This is a genomic window from Lachnotalea sp. AF33-28 (assembly GCF_003477885.1).
In the GTDB taxonomy this organism is placed as follows: Bacteria; Bacillota; Clostridia; order Lachnospirales; family Lachnospiraceae; genus AF33-28.
The window spans coordinates 527,002-543,786 of the sequence record NZ_QUEE01000001.1 but is presented as its reverse complement, the minus strand read 5'-3'; the positions used below and the strand labels follow the sequence as shown (position 1 = coordinate 543,786).

Here is a 16,785-nt window from a genome sequence, read left to right as displayed (position 1 = left end):
GGATGGCCGGGCCATGTGCAGGTGTTTATCTATTCCGGTAACCGAAAGGGGATTGTAGGGCGACTTACAATTCCTTTTTTTGTTCAATAGGGTGCGCTTACCGTTTACCGTATGGGAGGATACATGGAACGTCTGCAGGAAAATATCATAAAGACATCCGTCAGGAACCTGGTAGAATTTATCCTCCGGTCGGGGGATATCGACAACCGGCACGGCGGCAGTGAGAAAGAGGCGATGCAGGCCGGCAGCCGTATCCACCGAAAGATTCAGAGGATGATGGGAGGGGGATATCGGGCTGAGGTCCCGCTCAAAGAGGAGATCCGCTGGGAGGAAGAAGTGGTGATCCGCCTGGAGGGCCGCGCCGACGGGATTTTTGAAGAAGGCGGGCTTTCTTATATAGATGAGATCAAGGGCGTTTATTTCGATCCCGCTCACCTCGCAGAACCGGTTTTGGTCCATAAAGGGCAGGCCATGTGCTACGGCTATATCTACGCGAAGCAGAACGGCCTTGCGGGCATTGGTATACAGATGACCTACTGCAATCTGGAAACGGAGGAGATACGCCGCTTTCGGGAAACCTACAGCTTTGAGGAGATTGAGGACTGGTTCATGCAGCTTATCCGGGAATACGCGAAATGGGCCGTATTTGTCTGGCATAAGAGGCAGAGGAGGAAAGCGACCATCAGCCGTCTGGAATTCCCTTTTCCCTATAGGGAGGGACAGAGGGATCTGGCGGTGTCCGTATACCGCACCATCAGCAGAGGAAAGACTCTGTTCATACAGGCCCCTACCGGCATAGGAAAAACCATGTCCACCGTGTTTCCTGCGGTGAAGGCGGTGGGAGAAGGCTTAGCCGATAAGATATTTTATCTGACGGCCAAGACGATCACGAGGACAGTGGCGGAGGAAGCTTTTGAAATCTTAAGGCAGCAGGGCCTTGCATTTTCCACCGTTACCATCACGGCCAAAGAGAAGATCTGTCCGATGGATGTCATGGAATGCAATCCGGAAGCCTGTCCCTATGCAAAAGGGCACTTTGACCGGGTGAACGAAGCGGTTTTTGACATCATCCATCAGGTCAGCACCGTCACGAGGGATGACATACTGCGTTTTTCAGAAGAGCATCAGGTGTGCCCGTTTGAATTTTCGCTGGACGTGACGAACTGGCTGGACGGAATCATCTGCGATTACAATTATGTGTTTGATCCCAATGTATATTTGAAGCGTTTTTTTGGCGATACTGTCTCAGGAGATTACCTGTTTTTGGTGGATGAGGCCCATAACCTGGTGGAAAGAGCCCGGGAGATGTACAGCGCACAGCTGTTTAAAGAGGATTTTCTGGCTGTGAAGAGGCTGGTGAAAGACAAAGATACACGGCTGGCCCGCAGTCTGGAACAGTGCAATAAAGCGCTTCTTGAGATGAAGAGGGAGTGTGATACCTATCAGGTGCTGGAATCCGCCAGCCATATGGCTTCTCTGGTCAATACCGCATTCAGCCGCATGGAGGATTATATGGAGGATGCCAAGGGCGGCGTGAGCGATGAAGTGCTGGAGTTTTTCTTTCAGCTGCGGCATTTTCTGGGTATTTATGAGCGCCTGGATGAGAATTACCGCATATACACGGAACATACGGAGGACGGCAGGTTTATGCTGAAACTGCTCTGCGTAAATCCTGCAGTAAACTTGAGACAGTGCCTGGATAAGGGCAACAGCACGGTTTTTTTCTCCGCCACGCTTCTGCCGATCAATTATTACCGCTCTCTTTTAAGCGGTAATCCGGAGGATTACGCGGTGTATGTGGAATCGCCCTTTGACAGCAGGAGGCGTCTGCTGTGCGTGGGCAGCGATGTCAGCAGCAGGTATACCAGACGCAACCAGTCGGAATACGAGAAGGTATGGGAGTATATCCGCGCGGTGGCGTCGGCCAGGAAAGGAAATTACCTGGTATTTCTGCCTTCGTATTCCTACATGAACAGAATCTATGACATGCGGCCCGCGGATGCGGAATTTGATGTGCTGATACAGACCTCCGGCATGACGGAACAGATGCGGGAAGAGTTTCTGGATCATTTTCAGGCAGAAACGGATCGGTCTTTAATAGGGCTCTGTGTGATCGGAGGGATATTCTCAGAGGGCATCGATCTGAAACGGGAACGGCTGATCGGCGCTCTGGTCGTTGGCACGGGACTGCCGCAGATCTGTACGGAGCGGGAGATATTAAAATCATATTTTGATGAGAAGGAACAGAAAGGGTTTGATTTCGCCTATTTGTATCCCGGCATGAATAAAGTTCTGCAGGCGGCCGGCCGCGTGATCCGCACGTCGGAGGATACGGGAGTGATTGCGCTGTTGGACGAGCGCTTCCTAAGGCGCGATTATCTGGCACTGTTTCCCAGAGAATGGCAGGATTACAGCCGTGTGACAAGGGCTTCGCTGCCAAAGGCCCTGGAGGAATTCTGGAAAGGTGTAACAGTTTTGGGATAACTGAAAAGGAAAGCGGAAGGAGTTAAGTATAAATATGGAACAGGGACAGTTTATAGAACTGCTGAGTGATCTGGTAAAGATCGGCGAGGCACAGGACAACAGGCTGACGAAAGAAGAGATCAGCCGCTACTTTGCGGATCTGGATCTGGCTGAAGAGCAGATGGAGCTCCTATATCAGTATCTGGCCGCTAATAAGATCCTGGTGGAAGGAGCAGTGATGCCTGCCAGACAGGAAGAGAGTGAAGGGATGGCAGCGCGTCTGGAGCCGGAGGCGGAGCGGTATCTGGAGCAGTATCTGGAGGATCTCGCCCTTATAGAGCCGTTAAGCGAGTCAGAATCCAGCGCGCTTACGGAAGCGATGGCCGCGGGAAATGAGGCGGCGAAACAGCGCGTAATTGAGAGCGGATTAAAAAGGATCTGCGATCTGGCCACTGAATACGCCGGGCGCGGCGTGCATATAGGGGATCTGATCCAGGAGGGCAACATGGCGCTGCTTGAGGCGGCGGACCGGTTCACCAAAGGGGATTTCTGGCTGTTCTCCCTGCCGCTGGCGAGGGAAGCGATGCTGGAAGCCATTGAAGAGCAGAGCGGGCAGGACGCCATCGGTGAGAAAATCGCGGTGCGCGCCAACCGCTTGATGGATATTTCCGCCGAGCTGGCAAAAGAGCTGGAGAGGGAGCCCACTGCGGCGGAGCTGGCCGAGCGGCTGCATATGACAGAGGAAGAAGTCCGGGATATCATGAAAATCTCCCTGGATGTCATATCGGTTGCGGATTCCGGACTGGGAGCGGGCGAAGAAGAGGGGCATCATCACCACCATCATGAAGACGGATGCGGACATGAACATGAATAGATAGACAGCTGGAAGGCCGCTGTATCTGATGAGTGGATACAGCGGCCTATTCAATAAAAGCATGGCTTAAAATGTAAAACTCCTCCTGGCTCGGCTGAACTCTTTTTTCGATTTTTTCTAAAGTATCGTCATACCGGTTAGCCTCTTCCTCTGTAATTCCCATTACAGGGCTGTCAGAGTAAAACCACTTTTTGCCGTTCAGCGCATTGGATACCAGTTCTTTTACCAACATCGCTGCAGGATATCTCCCGTTCGGAAGACAGACATTATACTTTTTGCAGCTTTTAAACCCCCGGCTCACATAGTTAGCCGGATTTCCGAATATGACAATCACATCATAACCGAGCGCCGCCGCCTGATCAAATGAATATTCCATGAGAATTTTTCCGTATCCCATCCTCTGATATTCGGGGGCTATAGAGACAGGACCGAATGTAAGGATCTCTTTTTCTGCCCCGGCCTCATCGGACAGTCTGGCTTTCGTATACATGATATTTCCGATCACCCGGCCATCGAGCTCGGCTACAAAATCCAGTTCCGGTATGAAGTCCTCATGCTGACGCATGATATGAACCAGATAATGTTCCACACACCCCGGAACATATATGTTATAAAATGCCTTCCTTGTAATATCTTCTACGGCCTTATAATCCGCCGCCTGTTCATTTCTTATCTTAATCATAATAATTGCGCCTTTTAAGATCCTTTCCATAGGATTGACCGCTGCGGCCATATTCGGAGCATATCACAAATGGCCGGCACGGTCAACATCCATGTAAACAAGGTGTGGCTTAGAAAAACGCGTTGTTTTTCATTTTTGTATATTATAAGAGGCATAAAGATGGATTATTTTACAAAAAACGCCCAGAAATACCGGAATAAACGCTGAACTAATGTACTTGCATGGGGAAATGAGGGTGTGGTATACTGTTTTCATAAAGCGTAAATAAAACCAAACCATCGGGAGGAAGCAATGAGCGTAAAAAGAGTATATGTAGAAAAGCAGGTACCTTACGCAATTAAGGCCAAAGAACTAAAAGAAGAAATTAAAAGCTACCTGGGAATCAAAACAGTAACCGGTGTCAGGGTCCTGATCCGTTATGATATCGAGAATCTGTCTGAAGAAGCCTACGAAAAATCCAAAGGCACGATCTTCTCAGAGCCCCCGGTGGATCAAATCTACGAAGGCGAATTCCCCCACGCCTCCACCGATGTCATTTTCTCCGTAGAGTACCTGCCTGGCCAGTTCGACCAGCGCGCCGACTCCGCCGAACAGTGTGTCAAATTATTGAAGGAAGATGAACAGCCCGTCATCAGGACCGCCACCACCTATGTGCTTAGCGGAGAACTGACGGACGAGCAGATCGCTGCTGTTAAAAACCACTGCATCAACCCGGTAGACAGCCGTGAAGCTGCTGCAGAACTGCCGGAGACATTGGTGACGGTCTTTGAGGATCCCGCCGACGTAACCACATTTGAAGGGTTTCGCACCATGCCTGAGCTTGCGCTTAAGGAGCTCTATGCGTCCTTAAATCTGGCTATGACCTTCAAGGACTTTCAGCATATCCAGAACTACTATGTTACAGAGGAGCGCCGGGATCCGTCCATGACTGAAATCCGCGTGCTGGACACCTACTGGTCGGACCACTGCCGCCATACCACCTTCCTGACCGAACTGAAGAATGTAACCTTCGGCGAAGGTGATTACCGCACGCCCATCGAGTCCACCTATCAGCAGTACATGGATGACCGCGGAGAGATCTACGCCGGCCGTGACGATAAGTTCGTCTGCCTGATGGATCTGGCCATTATGGGAATGAAGAAGCTGCGCGCGGAGGGCAAGCTGGAAGATCTGGAAGAATCCGATGAAATCAACGCCTGCTCCATCGTAGTTCCGGTGACCATCGACGGCGTGACCGAGGAGTGGCTTGTCAATTTCAAAAATGAAACGCATAACCACCCTACGGAAATAGAGCCCTTTGGCGGCGCGGCAACCTGTCTTGGCGGCGCGATCCGTGACCCGCTTTCAGGGCGTACCTATGTATATCAGGCCATGCGTGTAACCGGCGCTGCCGATCCTACCGTGCCGGTATCCTCTACGCTGAAAGGCAAGCTGCCCCAGAAGAAGCTGGTGCGCGGCGCCGCCAGCGGATACAGCTCCTACGGTAATCAGATCGGCCTGGCCACCGGCTATGTGAAAGAGATCTATCATCCAAACTATGCGGCTAAGAGAATGGAGATCGGCGCGGTCATGGGCGCGGCGCCCAGGCGTGCGGTTCAGAGACTTAATTCCGATCCCGGCGATATCATCGTGCTCCTTGGCGGCCGTACCGGCAGGGATGGCTGCGGCGGAGCCACCGGCTCCTCCAAGGTGCATACCGAGGAATCCATCGAAACCTGCGGAGCGGAGGTGCAGAAGGGCAACCCGCCCACAGAACGCAAGATACAGAGACTCTTCCGCAGGGAAGAGGTGAGCCATATCATCAAGAAATGCAATGACTTCGGCGCAGGCGGAGTGTCCGTTGCGATCGGAGAGCTGGCGCCCGGCCTGATCATAGAGCTGGACAAGGTTCCCAAAAAGTACGCCGGCCTGGACGGCACGGAAATTGCTATCTCCGAATCACAGGAGAGGATGGCCGTGGTTCTGGATCCGAAGGATGTCGATACCTTCCTGGGATACGCGGAGGAAGAAAACCTGGAAGCGGTAGCCGTTGCCACCGTGACCGAGGAGCCCAGACTGGTGATGCACTGGAGGGGCAATACAATCGTGGATATCAGCCGTGCTTTTCTGGATACCAACGGAGCCCATCAGGAGACCGATGTGACTGTTGAGATCCCGGGCAGGGCGGGCAGCCCGTTTGTCAAAACCGGTGTGGAAGATGTAAGGGAAAAATGGCTGAATATGATCAGCGATCTGAATGTCTGCTCACAGAAGGGCCTGGTGGAGATGTTTGACGGTTCCATCGGTGCGGGCAGCGTATACATGCCTTACGGAGGTAAATACCAGCTGACGGAGACCCAGACCATGGTGGCCAAGCTGCCGGTATTAAAGGGAAAGACCGATACGGTCACGATGATGAGCTATGGCTTTGATCCCTATCTCTCCTCCTGGAGCCCTTACCACGGCGCAGTTTACGCTGTTACGTCATCGGTGGCAAAGATCGCTGCGGCAGGCGGCGACTGTTCAAAGATCCGTTTCACGTTCCAGGAGTATTTCAAGCGCATGACCGAGGATCCTTCCCGCTGGGGAACACCGTTCTCAGCGCTTCTGGGAGCGTATGGCGCACAGATGGGATTCGGCCTGCCGTCCATAGGAGGCAAGGACAGTATGTCCGGTACCTTCAACGATTTGGATGTACCGCCCACCCTGGTATCCTTTGCTGTGGATGTGGCCAGCGACAGGACCGTCATCACTCCGGAATTAAAGGCCGCCGGTAACAAGCTGGTGCTGTTTGAGATAGAGAAAGACGAATATGATCTGCCAGTATATGAGCAGGCCATGGATCAGTACCGCAGAATCCATGATGATATCGAGGCGGGAAGAATCGTATCCGCCTATGAGGTGGAGCGCTGCGGCATTGCGGAAGCGGTCAGCAAGATGGCTTTCGGCAATAAGCTGGGCGTGAGAATCGAACATAACGTGGCACCTGAAGACCTGTTTGCGCCAGGCTGGGGCAATATTGTCGCGGAAGTTGCGGACGGCAGGCTGGGAGAGCTGTCCGGCAGCTATACCGTGATCGGCGTGGTGGAAGATACCGGCCGGATCGAATACCGCGCGGTGGAGCTTCCTCTGGAGGAACTTCTGGAAAGCTGGACGAAGCCTCTTGAAAAGGTATTCCCCACCAGATCCTATGACAGCAGAGAAGAGGTGGAAACCGGACTGTACCGTGCGGATTCCGTCCATATCTGCAAGAATAAATGCGCAAAACCCACCGTATTCATTCCGGTGTTCCCCGGAACAAACTGTGAATACGACAGCGCCAGGGCATTTGAGAGGGCCGGCGCCAACGTGATTACCAGGGTGCTCAAAAATATGACACCGGACAACATCCGCGATTCCGTGGACCTGTTTGAAAAAGCGATTGCCCAGTCGCAGATCATCATGTTCCCCGGCGGATTTTCCGCGGGCGACGAGCCGGAAGGATCCGCCAAGTTCTTCGCCACGGCATTCCGTAACGACAGGATGAAAGAAGCCGTGATGAAACTGTTAAACGAGAGGGACGGACTGATGCTGGGTATCTGCAACGGTTTCCAGGCTTTGATCAAGCTGGGACTGGTGCCGTATGGAGAAATCCGCCAGCAGACCTCAGATTCCCCCACGCTGACCTATAATACCATCGGCCGCCATGTATCCAAGATGGTGTATACCAAGGTGGTCAGCAACAAATCCCCTTGGCTGGCACAGGCAGAGCTGGGCGGCGTATACTGCAACCCCGCTTCCCACGGAGAGGGCCGTTTCGTAGCGAGTGAGGATTGGCTTAAGAGACTGTTTGAGAACGGACAGGTTGCCACCCAGTATGTGAATGAGTACGGGCAGCCCACGATGGATGAAGAGTGGAATGTGAACGGATCCTACTGTGCGATCGAAGGCATCACCAGCCCTGACGGCAGAATTCTCGGTAAGATGGCACACAGCGAACGCCGCGGCGACAGTGTGGCGGTCAACATCTATGGCGAGCAGGATATCAGGATCTTTGAATCGGGCGTAGCTTACTTTAAATAAATGTGAGAGGCTTAATACCTCGTATACTATGTACTAGTTGGCAGTATCCAAAAATGGACATAATAATGCGGCGGTACCGTTCTGGTACCGCCGCAGGTTATTGTACGTCTTTATGATGCCGGCTGTGCCGCTGTTCTTTGAGATAATCGCGGATATACTGATGCATCAGCTTTCTGATCTCGGCTGTGGGCAGGCTTTCCACTTCCTTTTGTACCCGGTCCAGCACCTTGACCTCATCCTGTACGTCAACCGATATCTTTTGGAAAACAGTATCTTCGTCCGGGGATATTTTTTTCAGGGAACTCTCGGTATAGGCATTGGCCAGCTTCATGCCGCGGGATGCCAGAAGATCGTGCACATGCTTGATCGTGGTGAGTGTTCTGGTCCCTCCCAGGATCAGGATAAAAATATATCCGTTCTTTCCCATCACGATATTTCTCATAATACGTTCGATCTGCGGATCAGGCCGCCCCTTGGTGCTGATAAATATAAATCCGGCGGCTTCATTGGCGTTAAACGTGATCGGCTCCGGGCTGCCGGCCGGAACCAGGCTGAAGGCTTTGTTGTATGCCGCCAGTTTTCTTGCGAACTGTGAACATCTGATGCTGTCGCTGTCATAGTATAGTGTACAGGCTTTCACGAATTTTCCTCCCCCTTATTGACGGATGCAGAGCTGCTTTCTTTGCAGCAGCCGGATTACGGATACTTATATGTTTTCAGTATATAATGCAAATATTGCCGTAATATTGCGGGAATCTAAAGAAATAATTATTTTTACATAAAAATAGTGGGTACATGCGTATGAATATTGACATTTGTGCGGCTGGGATGTAATACTAGTACTGCATAGCGCAATGCAATGCAGTATTGGTACAGTGAGGTGAGAACATGAAATTGACAAAGAAGGAAATCTTCAGTATACCGAACATCATGGGATACTTCCGCATCCTGCTGATTCCGCTTTTTGTATATTTTTATTGTACGGCTGACGGGATGAAAGATTATTTGATTGCCGGGGCAGTCATATTGCTGTCTGGCATCACGGATCTCTTTGACGGAAAGATAGCGAGAAAATTCAATATGGTGACGGAGCTTGGCAAGGCGCTGGATCCGGTGGCCGATAAGCTGACCCTGTGCGCCATCGCATTCTGTGTTATGTTTAAAGTCGAAATTTTCCGCATCGTATTTATCGTTATGCTTATGAAGGAACTGTTTCTGCTGGCGGCCAATCTGATCTCCATGAAACGTGTGGGGCGCAAACTGGACGGCGCCATGTGGTTCGGCAAGATCTGTACCGCGACGCTGTATGCGGGAATGATCCTGATGCTGTTTTTCCCGGGAATGCCTGCGATATGGCAGACTGTCATCGCAGCGTTATGCTGTGCGGTGATTATAGGAAGCTTTGCGATGTACATACCGGTATTTATTAAAATGAACAGGAGAGAGGAGCTGCGGTAAGCAGCTCCTTATTGCTGCCCCAGGGAAACTGTTCATACTCTGACCCGCCATATGTGGGAGGTTTGCGGTAACTCTGAATTGTTACGCGGACAGTCCCAAAATACTCAAGATAAGTGACAAGTGCAGCAAATTGATGTATATTAGTAGTATGAACTGTATACAAGCCGGCACCGTTTGGGCCGGCGCATGCCAATATATAAAGGGAAAGGATAATGCAGAAATGAAAAAGAAAAATGTTGTGGTATTTTTTACGGATCAGCAGCGTTATGACACGACAGGAGCACACCATAACCCATGCGGGCTGACTCCTAATTTTGACCGGATGGCGTCGGACGGCACCCATGTGGATCTGGCGTTCACTCCGCAGCCGGTCTGCGGCCCGGCCAGAGGCGTGCTGCAGACCGGAAAATACGCTACCGCCATCGGCAATTACCGCAATGGCGTGGTGCTCTCCCCCGACCACAAGACGATGGCCCATTATTTTAATGAAGCCGGCTATTTCACCGGATACATAGGCAAATGGCATCTTGCCAACGGCCGGCATGCCGTGCCAAAAGAAGAGAGAGGAGAGTACCAGTGGTGGCTGGGAGCCAACTCATTGGAACACACTTCTCAAGCATACAATACGCTGGTATACGACAATGACGACAATCCGGTGCACCTCCCCGGCTACCGGGTGGATGCGCTGACCGATGCGGCCATCCGGTTTATAGATGAGAACAAGGACGATGAGAAACCGTTCTTTTTATTCCTGTCCTTCCTGGAGCCTCATTTCCAGAACTGCTTTGACGATTTCCCGGCTCCGGATGTATACAAAAATATGGTTTCCGGTTATATGCCGCCGGATCTGGGTGCGCTGAAAGGGACCGCATGGGAACATCTGGCCGGCTACTATGGTATGGTGAAGCGTCTGGATGAAGCCCTTGGCAGAGTCCGCGACGCCTTAAAGAGCCTGGGCATAGAGGAGGACACGATCCTTCTGTTCACCACGGACCATGGCTGCCATTTCAAGACCAGAAATGAAGAGTATAAACGCTCCTGCCATGAGAGCTCCATCCGCATACCGATGGCCTTTTACGGCGGGCCTTTCACGGGCGGCGGCAAGCTGCGGGAGATGGTAAGCCTCGTGGATGTGGCTCCGACACTTCTGGATGCCTGCGGTATCGGTGTTCCCGATGACATGCAGGGGCGCTCCATCCTGCCGCTGCTTCACGGGCAGCAGACGGAATGGCCCCAGGAGGTGTTCGTGCAGATCAGCGAGACGCAGGTGGGCAGGGCGATCCGGACAAAGCGCTGGAAATATTCGGTAGAGGCGCTGGATAAACATCCGATCTGGGATTCCGGAAGCGATACCTATACCGAGACCTTCCTCTATGATCTGGAACATGATCCTTATGAACTGCATAACCTGATCCATTCCAAGGCCCATGAGCCGGTCTGCAAAGTGCTGGCATCCAAGCTCATCGCATGCATGGAAAGGGCCGGTGAGGCCGCCCCGGTGATCCTGCCGGCGGAAAAGGAAAACATGGGTCAGAGAGTGCTTTTTGAAGGAGAGGAGAACCTGTAACCGATGGAACATAAAGTGATCTATCACGTCGCGACAGACAGCCTGAAAGATTTTGAAGAGTGTGCCGGACAGGTGAAGGAACTGGGCGGAACCCACATGATGGTGGGAGACCTGCCCAGAAGCCGCTGGATGTGGGAGCGCGACTTAAAGGACCCGTATTCTAACTGGAGCATGGGGCATGCCCAGCTGTTCAAGCTGGTGTGCCCGCCGCAGCTTAAGCAATATCTGCCTCAGGAGCATATCGCAGAATGCATGGAGCTGGTGCAGGCCCGCTGCGATATCTTAAAGAGACTCGGACTGCGCCCGGCGCTTTTTTCCAATGAGCCCTTCTGGCTGCCGGAGGAGGTATACCGGGATCATCCCCAGTGGAGGGGGGCGCGCTGCGACCATCCAAGGAGATCCACCAAGCCCTATTACAGCCCCTGTATCGACCATCCGGAGGTGCTTTCGATGTACCGCAGCTCCATGCGGGAGCTGGTACAGCGCACCGGCATAGATTTCTTTAACTTTATGAGCAACGACAGCGGAGGAGGCGTCTGCTGGAGCGGGGGCACCTATGTGGGACCCAACGGTCCGTCACACTGCAGGCACCGCATGATGGCCGACCGCATCGCTGGATTTATAGACGCGCTTTCGGAAGGCGCCAGAGAGGGCGGCACGGACGCGGTCATCCATTTCAACGCCAATATAGATTTCAAGGCGCCGGAGGAGCAGATCGGTTCTGTATGGCCTAGGCTGAAAGAAAACCAGATCGTGAACAGCTTGGACTGCCGCGGCATGCGCCCCATCACGATCATAGCGGATCTGGGAGCGCCAAAACAGCCTGTAAAAAAGATACCGCGGATGGTGCGTTATGCAGGATTCCTGCAGCAGGCCAGGCAGGCAGACACGCCCATCGTGGTGGTGGATATGCCCAGATCGGATTTTGAGGAGGCATTTCTCTGCGGCAGGAAGGCTCTTCACCGGCCGCTTAACAGCATGGCGGACTGCCTGGATCTGCTTAGGGATACCGCCTGTGAGATCGCAGGATCCGCCTGTGGGCCGAAACTTCTGGACGCATGGTATCACATCGATGAGAGTTACAAGCATCTTTCCCATACGGGGCTGGATCTGATCATGTATGGGTGTCAGCATCAGAGGTGGATCAACCGGCCGTTTCTGCTCTTCCCCCTGGAGCTGCCCGAAGAGGAAAAGGAGTACTACAGAAAATACCAGTTCCAGGCTTTGACGCAAGAGGACGCGGCGGATCTCATGAACCTGCAGGGCATTGAAGGCGTGCGGGGATTCACCTCCGCATTTCTGATCACCCAGACCGTTTTTCAGGCCAGAAAGAGCATGGATAAGGCCATAGATCTGCTGCAGCAGATTTTGGAGGATAAGGAGAGCCGGATGGACGCAGAGAAGCTGTCCCTGCTGATACGCCGCCTTAAGGTGCAGGAGTGCTTTTACGATAATATAACAAATGCCGTGCAGTTCCAGGAACTGGCTGACCGCACGGACTTCGAGACACCTCCACAACTGTCTTTGCGCTGGCCAACCAGGGATGACAGGCGCATTGAAGAATTTCAGAATATAACAAGAGCCGAGATCGACAATGTTACCCTGCTGGCGGACCTGCTGGACGGCTACGAGGAACAGATCCTGCTAATGACGGATGAAGCACATGAGGATATCTTCCTCTACGGCCCTCATTTTGTCGAACAGCTTAGAAAGAAAGCAGAGATCATGTGGGACCATATGCTGGACGGCAACAGGGTGTATGTTACCCATAACATCTGACACATATCGGTGTGAAGTTCTGCCGCCTCTGCAATATACTGTGGAGGCGGCACTTAAGTGGAAAGAAAAGAGGAAAACGGGATGTCAGTACATAATATCATTGATTACGGAGCGTCAACCGGAAAGGAAAATAACGCGCCGTTTATCCAGCGGGCGGTCAACGCGGCCTGCGAGGAGGGCGGCGGCACGGTGAGCGTACCTGCCGGAGAATATCTCTGCGGACACATTGAGCTGAAAAGCCATGTAAATCTTCATCTGGATCAGGGGGCGGTGCTGAAATGCAGCCTGAAAAAAGAGGATTTTCTGCAGGAGGGCGCTGATACGGACGAATTGGAGCTTAACAGTGGCTGCTTTATCGGAGCAAGACATGCTGAGGATATTTCCATCACCGGCCGGGGTGTGATCGACGGCCAGGGCCGTCTGATCTTAAAGGATGACGGCGCGGACAACGGAGCAGGTGAGTGTCCGCTCAATTTCAGCGGCTTTCGTACCAGGATGACCCTGCTGGAAGATGTCACGGATCTTACGATAGAAGGAGTCACCTTCCGCGATTCAGCACTGTGGACCCTGCATATGGCCGGCTGCCGCAGGGTAATGATACGGGGAATACGGATTCTCAACAATGTGAGAGGCGCCAATAATGACGGCATAGATCCGGATTCCTGTCAGGATGTGGTGATAAGCGACTGCATAATCAAGACAGGGGACGATGCCATTGTGGTAAAGACCACCAAGCCCATGACCGAAAAATACGGTCCCTGTCAGAATGTGGTGATAAAGGGGTGTGTGCTGCATTCCCACGACTCTGCGCTCAAGATCGGCACGGAGACCCATGGGGATATCCGCAATATCATCCTGTCCGACTGTGTGATCGAGGACTGCTCCAGGGCTGTCGGCATCTGGGTCAGGGATGGAGGAACCGTTGAAAATATACAGATTCATCATCTGACCGGCGCGGTGAGGCGTTATGCCAATGCCGGCGGGCGTGATTTCGCGCCGGACTGGTGGGGAAAGGGTGAACCGGTCTTTCTGTCCAATACGCGCCGGAAAGGCAGTCAGGAATTTACGGGCAGGATCTGCGGAGTTTCCTTTGACCACATCCGGATCGCATCGGAATCCTGTATCTTTCTGGCGGCCGATGACGGATGTCCGGTCCAGGATATCACCATCTGCGATATGGAGATGACCATGTGCCGTCAGGGCACCCAGGCCGGAGGCCTGTTTGATGAACAGCCGTCGGAGCGCAATGTATATGCTCACAGCATACCGGCACTCTATGCCAGGGGGATTCACGGGCTCACCGTGAAAAACTGGCGTGTGAAACGCCTGGAGCCTGCCATGAAGGAGTGGGACGGCTTTATTGTGACGGAAAACTGCACCCAGTGCCGGTTTGAAAATGCGGAAGAGGCATGAGGCCGGAGGCGGTATCCCGCCGTCTGATCTGTTATGTATCCGTTCACGGATCCACAAAGCTGTGGATAAATTGTGGAGAACGTGGGGAAAGCAGGTGGATATTGGGCATAAGATGTGGACAAAGTGGAAAAGTCTGTGGATAAACCCTGAATTGTTTGACTATAAATTGACATTCCTGATTTTATATTAACAATTGTTGCAAGTCACTGCAGAATCGGGTATAGTGGAAGAAAGTCAATGCGGTGCCCGCGGTTTGGCATGCGGGCAGACGTCAGGAAAGGAAGGGTGTGTATGCTGAAATATCCGTTTATGCTGCTGGATGATACCTCACTGTCAAAGCTTCTGGGCCATGGAACATACAAATTCGTGGATCTGACCTTTGACGAAGCCAGCGCGATCATGAATCTCCATTCGGAGGAAGATATGATCTGCTGCCTGACAAACAACGCTATCGAAGACATAATCTATGACTATCTGGGAATTGACAAGAAGAATTTTGAACATAAAGAGCCGGCGCTGATGGAGGTGGGGCAGGACGGACTGGTATTCCGCCTGTATGAAACGCCTTCTGAGACACAACCGGTCATACGTACCGCCTACGGAAACGAAGCCAAGAAGATCAAGAACATATACGTCTACTGTGAACTCGTTTCCAGAACTGAATGAGAAACTGCCGAAAACAAAATGGGCAGGCTGCACGCAGCCTGCCCATTTCCGTAGGGGCGTTAAGGCATCCCTATGAGGACCGCACCCTCGGCCGGTTCGGCAAAATTGACAATTACTTAGGCGTTTGATAGAATAATTTAAGCGCCTGCAATGACAGAATAAGCGGGCGAAAGCGAACCGCAAAAGGAGATTAATATGGAACGGGAAAGATTAATTGAGAAAGCCGAGCTTGTGGTCAACAAGCTGATGAATCTGGGGAAGGCCGATGAGGAGATGGACAAAAAGACCTCTAAGGAATCCCATAAAAAAGGGCTGATTGCCAGGGATTTCGGCATACAGGAATGGGACTGGCCTCAGGGCGTAGGGCTGTATGGGCTGCTGAAGCTTCAGAAATTCTACGGCGATCAGAGGTATGATGAGTTTTTGAAAAAATGGTATGAGGATAACCGGAAAATCGGTCTGCCTTCCTCCAATATAAACACCACAACGCCTTTCCTGACGCTGGTGGATCTCGTCAGCCGTGTGGATGAGCCGGCCTATGAGAATATGTGCATGGAGCGCGCTGAGTGGCTGATGCATGAGCTGCCAAAGACGAAAGACGGCGGTTTCCAGCATGTTACCACGGCCATCGGAAACCGGTACGGCGTGCATTTAAACGATGGGGAGATCTGGGCTGACACGATGTTTATGGCCGTGCTGTTCCTGTCCAAGATGGGTGTCAGATATGACCGCCAGGATTACATAGATGAGGCGGTAAAGCAGATGCTGATTCATATCAAATATCTGTATGAGAAGAAGAACGGTCTGTTCTATCATGGCTGGAGCTTCAACCTGAACAGCAATTTCGGCGGCATCTTCTGGTGCAGAGGAAATTGCTGGTTCACCGTGGCTGCATCCGATTTCCTGGAAACCGTGGGAGACCGCATAAGCAGCGGCGTAAGATCTTATATTGAAGATACGCTGCGGACGCAGATCGCCACCCTGGCAAAGCTGCAGGCTCCTTCCGGGCTGTGGCATACGGTTCTGGATGATGAGAGCAGCTATGAGGAGGTATCCGGCAGTTCTGGCTTTACAGCCGGCATAATCAAGGCCATCAAGCTGGGAATTGTGGACGATTCCTATCTTCCCTGTGCTAAGAAAGCCCTGGCGGCAATCTGCGACAACGTGGCGGAAGACGGAACCGTTCTGAACGTTTCCGCAGGCACCGGCATGGGGGATAATGCGGAGCATTACAAGAACATCATGATCGCGCCCATGGCCTACGGTCAGTCCCTGGCGCTCATCGCCCTTTGTGAAGGCATGGAAATCTGATAATACGCAAAAGAGAGGGTGAACAGGATGCGTTTGGTGATACAGAGAGTGCTGCAGGCAGGCGTCACAATTGACGGGGAAAAGGTGGCCGGCATTGGCCGGGGGTATCTGGTGCTTTTGGGCGTGGGCCATGAGGATACGAAAGAAACTGCGGATAAGCTGGTAAAAAAGCTGGCCGCATTGAGGATCAATGAGGATGAGAACGGCAAGACCAATCTGTCCATCCGCGATATAGGCGGGGAGCTGTTGGTGGTGTCACAGTTTACGCTGTATGCGGACTGCAGCCATGGCAACCGTCCCGGCTTTACTCTGGCAGCGAAGCCGGAGCAAGCAAACATGCTGTATGAATATTTTATAGAAAAATGCCGGGAGGAGATTCCAGTGGTGGAACACGGCTGCTTCGGCGCGGATATGAAAGTGGATCTGATCAATGACGGTCCCTTCACCATTGTGCTGGATTCATGAGGCGGAACCTCAAAGCATGAGATAAAAACTTAACGAATTTTAGAAAGATTTCATCTCCGCGCGCCT

Annotated in this window: 12 protein-coding genes; 10 read left to right on the top strand and 2 right to left on the bottom strand. The window is 52.4% G+C overall.

The features are described 5' to 3' along the window. Positions 1–123 precede the first annotated feature (123 nt). Both DWZ56_RS02240 and DWZ56_RS02235 read left to right on the top strand, forming a co-directional pair. Complete coding sequence (locus DWZ56_RS02240; RefSeq protein ID WP_118554734.1) at positions 124–2,484, top strand: ATP-dependent DNA helicase; 2,361 nt, start codon at positions 124–126, stop codon at positions 2,482–2,484. A 34-nt stretch (positions 2,485–2,518) separates the two neighbouring features. Further along, positions 2,519–3,337 (top strand): sigma-70 domain-containing protein, encoded by an 819-nt coding sequence (locus DWZ56_RS02235; protein WP_118554733.1) that lies wholly within the window; start codon positions 2,519–2,521, stop codon positions 3,335–3,337. A gap of 46 nt (positions 3,338–3,383) precedes the next feature. Here the strand turns inward: DWZ56_RS02235 and DWZ56_RS02230 are convergent, their stop codons facing one another. Next, a complete protein-coding gene (locus DWZ56_RS02230; protein ID WP_118554800.1) occupies positions 3,384–4,019 on the bottom strand; it encodes a GNAT family N-acetyltransferase in 636 nt (211 codons plus the stop codon). Positions 4,020–4,310: 291 nt separating this feature from the next. Here DWZ56_RS02230 and DWZ56_RS02225 point away from each other — a divergent pair, with 291 nt between their 5' ends. Continuing rightward, complete coding sequence (locus tag DWZ56_RS02225) at positions 4,311–8,060, top strand: phosphoribosylformylglycinamidine synthase (protein ID WP_118554732.1); 3,750 nt, start codon at positions 4,311–4,313, stop codon at positions 8,058–8,060. Between the two features lie 97 nt (positions 8,061–8,157). Here DWZ56_RS02225 and DWZ56_RS02220 read toward each other — a convergent pair whose 3' ends face one another. Beyond that, complete coding sequence (locus DWZ56_RS02220) at positions 8,158–8,700, bottom strand: hypothetical protein (protein ID WP_118554731.1); 543 nt, start codon at positions 8,698–8,700, stop codon at positions 8,158–8,160. Between the two features lie 248 nt (positions 8,701–8,948). On the opposite strand from DWZ56_RS02220, the gene DWZ56_RS02215 reads away from it, so the two are divergent. The 7 genes from DWZ56_RS02215 to dtd all read left to right on the top strand — a co-directional run bounded on the left by DWZ56_RS02215 (position 8,949) and on the right by dtd (position 16,719). After that, entirely contained in the window at positions 8,949–9,518 is a 570-nt protein-coding gene (locus tag DWZ56_RS02215; RefSeq protein WP_118554730.1) for a CDP-alcohol phosphatidyltransferase family protein, read from the top strand. Between the two features lie 220 nt (positions 9,519–9,738). Then, on the top strand, positions 9,739–11,085 hold the full coding sequence (locus DWZ56_RS02210) for a sulfatase-like hydrolase/transferase (protein WP_118554799.1): 1,347 nt from the start codon (positions 9,739–9,741) through the stop codon (positions 11,083–11,085). A gap of 3 nt (positions 11,086–11,088) precedes the next feature. Then, on the top strand, positions 11,089–12,864 hold the full coding sequence (locus DWZ56_RS02205) for a hypothetical protein (RefSeq protein WP_118554729.1): 1,776 nt from the start codon (positions 11,089–11,091) through the stop codon (positions 12,862–12,864). Positions 12,865–12,921: 57 nt separating this feature from the next. Beyond that, positions 12,922–14,277, top strand: a complete 1,356-nt coding sequence (locus DWZ56_RS02200; RefSeq protein ID WP_243095020.1) for a glycoside hydrolase family 28 protein — start codon at positions 12,922–12,924, stop codon at positions 14,275–14,277. A gap of 291 nt (positions 14,278–14,568) precedes the next feature. Continuing rightward, positions 14,569–14,943 (top strand): hypothetical protein, encoded by a 375-nt coding sequence (locus DWZ56_RS02190; RefSeq protein ID WP_118554727.1) that lies wholly within the window; start codon positions 14,569–14,571, stop codon positions 14,941–14,943. Positions 14,944–15,138: 195 nt separating this feature from the next. Next, positions 15,139–16,254 (top strand): glycoside hydrolase family 88/105 protein, encoded by a 1,116-nt coding sequence (locus tag DWZ56_RS02185; protein ID WP_118554726.1) that lies wholly within the window; start codon positions 15,139–15,141, stop codon positions 16,252–16,254. Between the two features lie 27 nt (positions 16,255–16,281). Then, positions 16,282–16,719, top strand: a complete 438-nt coding sequence (gene dtd, locus DWZ56_RS02180) for a D-aminoacyl-tRNA deacylase (RefSeq protein ID WP_118554725.1) — start codon at positions 16,282–16,284, stop codon at positions 16,717–16,719. Positions 16,720–16,785: the final 66 nt, after the last annotated feature.

What these genes read in the sequence shown, in the direction of transcription:
- DWZ56_RS02230 (WP_118554800.1), bottom strand. Translation starts at nt 4,019, where the DNA reads ATGATTAAGATAAGAAATGAACAGGCGGCGGATTATAAGGCCGTAGAA.
- DWZ56_RS02215 (WP_118554730.1), top strand. Translation starts at nt 8,949, where the DNA reads ATGAAATTGACAAAGAAGGAAATCTTCAGTATACCGAACATCATGGGA.
- DWZ56_RS02190 (WP_118554727.1), top strand. Translation starts at nt 14,569, where the DNA reads ATGCTGAAATATCCGTTTATGCTGCTGGATGATACCTCACTGTCAAAG.
- DWZ56_RS02225 (WP_118554732.1), top strand. Translation starts at nt 4,311, where the DNA reads ATGAGCGTAAAAAGAGTATATGTAGAAAAGCAGGTACCTTACGCAATT.
- DWZ56_RS02235 (WP_118554733.1), top strand. Translation starts at nt 2,519, where the DNA reads ATGGAACAGGGACAGTTTATAGAACTGCTGAGTGATCTGGTAAAGATC.
- DWZ56_RS02210 (WP_118554799.1), top strand. Translation starts at nt 9,739, where the DNA reads ATGAAAAAGAAAAATGTTGTGGTATTTTTTACGGATCAGCAGCGTTAT.
- DWZ56_RS02205 (WP_118554729.1), top strand. Translation starts at nt 11,089, where the DNA reads ATGGAACATAAAGTGATCTATCACGTCGCGACAGACAGCCTGAAAGAT.
- DWZ56_RS02185 (WP_118554726.1), top strand. Translation starts at nt 15,139, where the DNA reads ATGGAACGGGAAAGATTAATTGAGAAAGCCGAGCTTGTGGTCAACAAG.
- DWZ56_RS02240 (WP_118554734.1), top strand. Translation starts at nt 124, where the DNA reads ATGGAACGTCTGCAGGAAAATATCATAAAGACATCCGTCAGGAACCTG.
- dtd (WP_118554725.1), top strand. Translation starts at nt 16,282, where the DNA reads ATGCGTTTGGTGATACAGAGAGTGCTGCAGGCAGGCGTCACAATTGAC.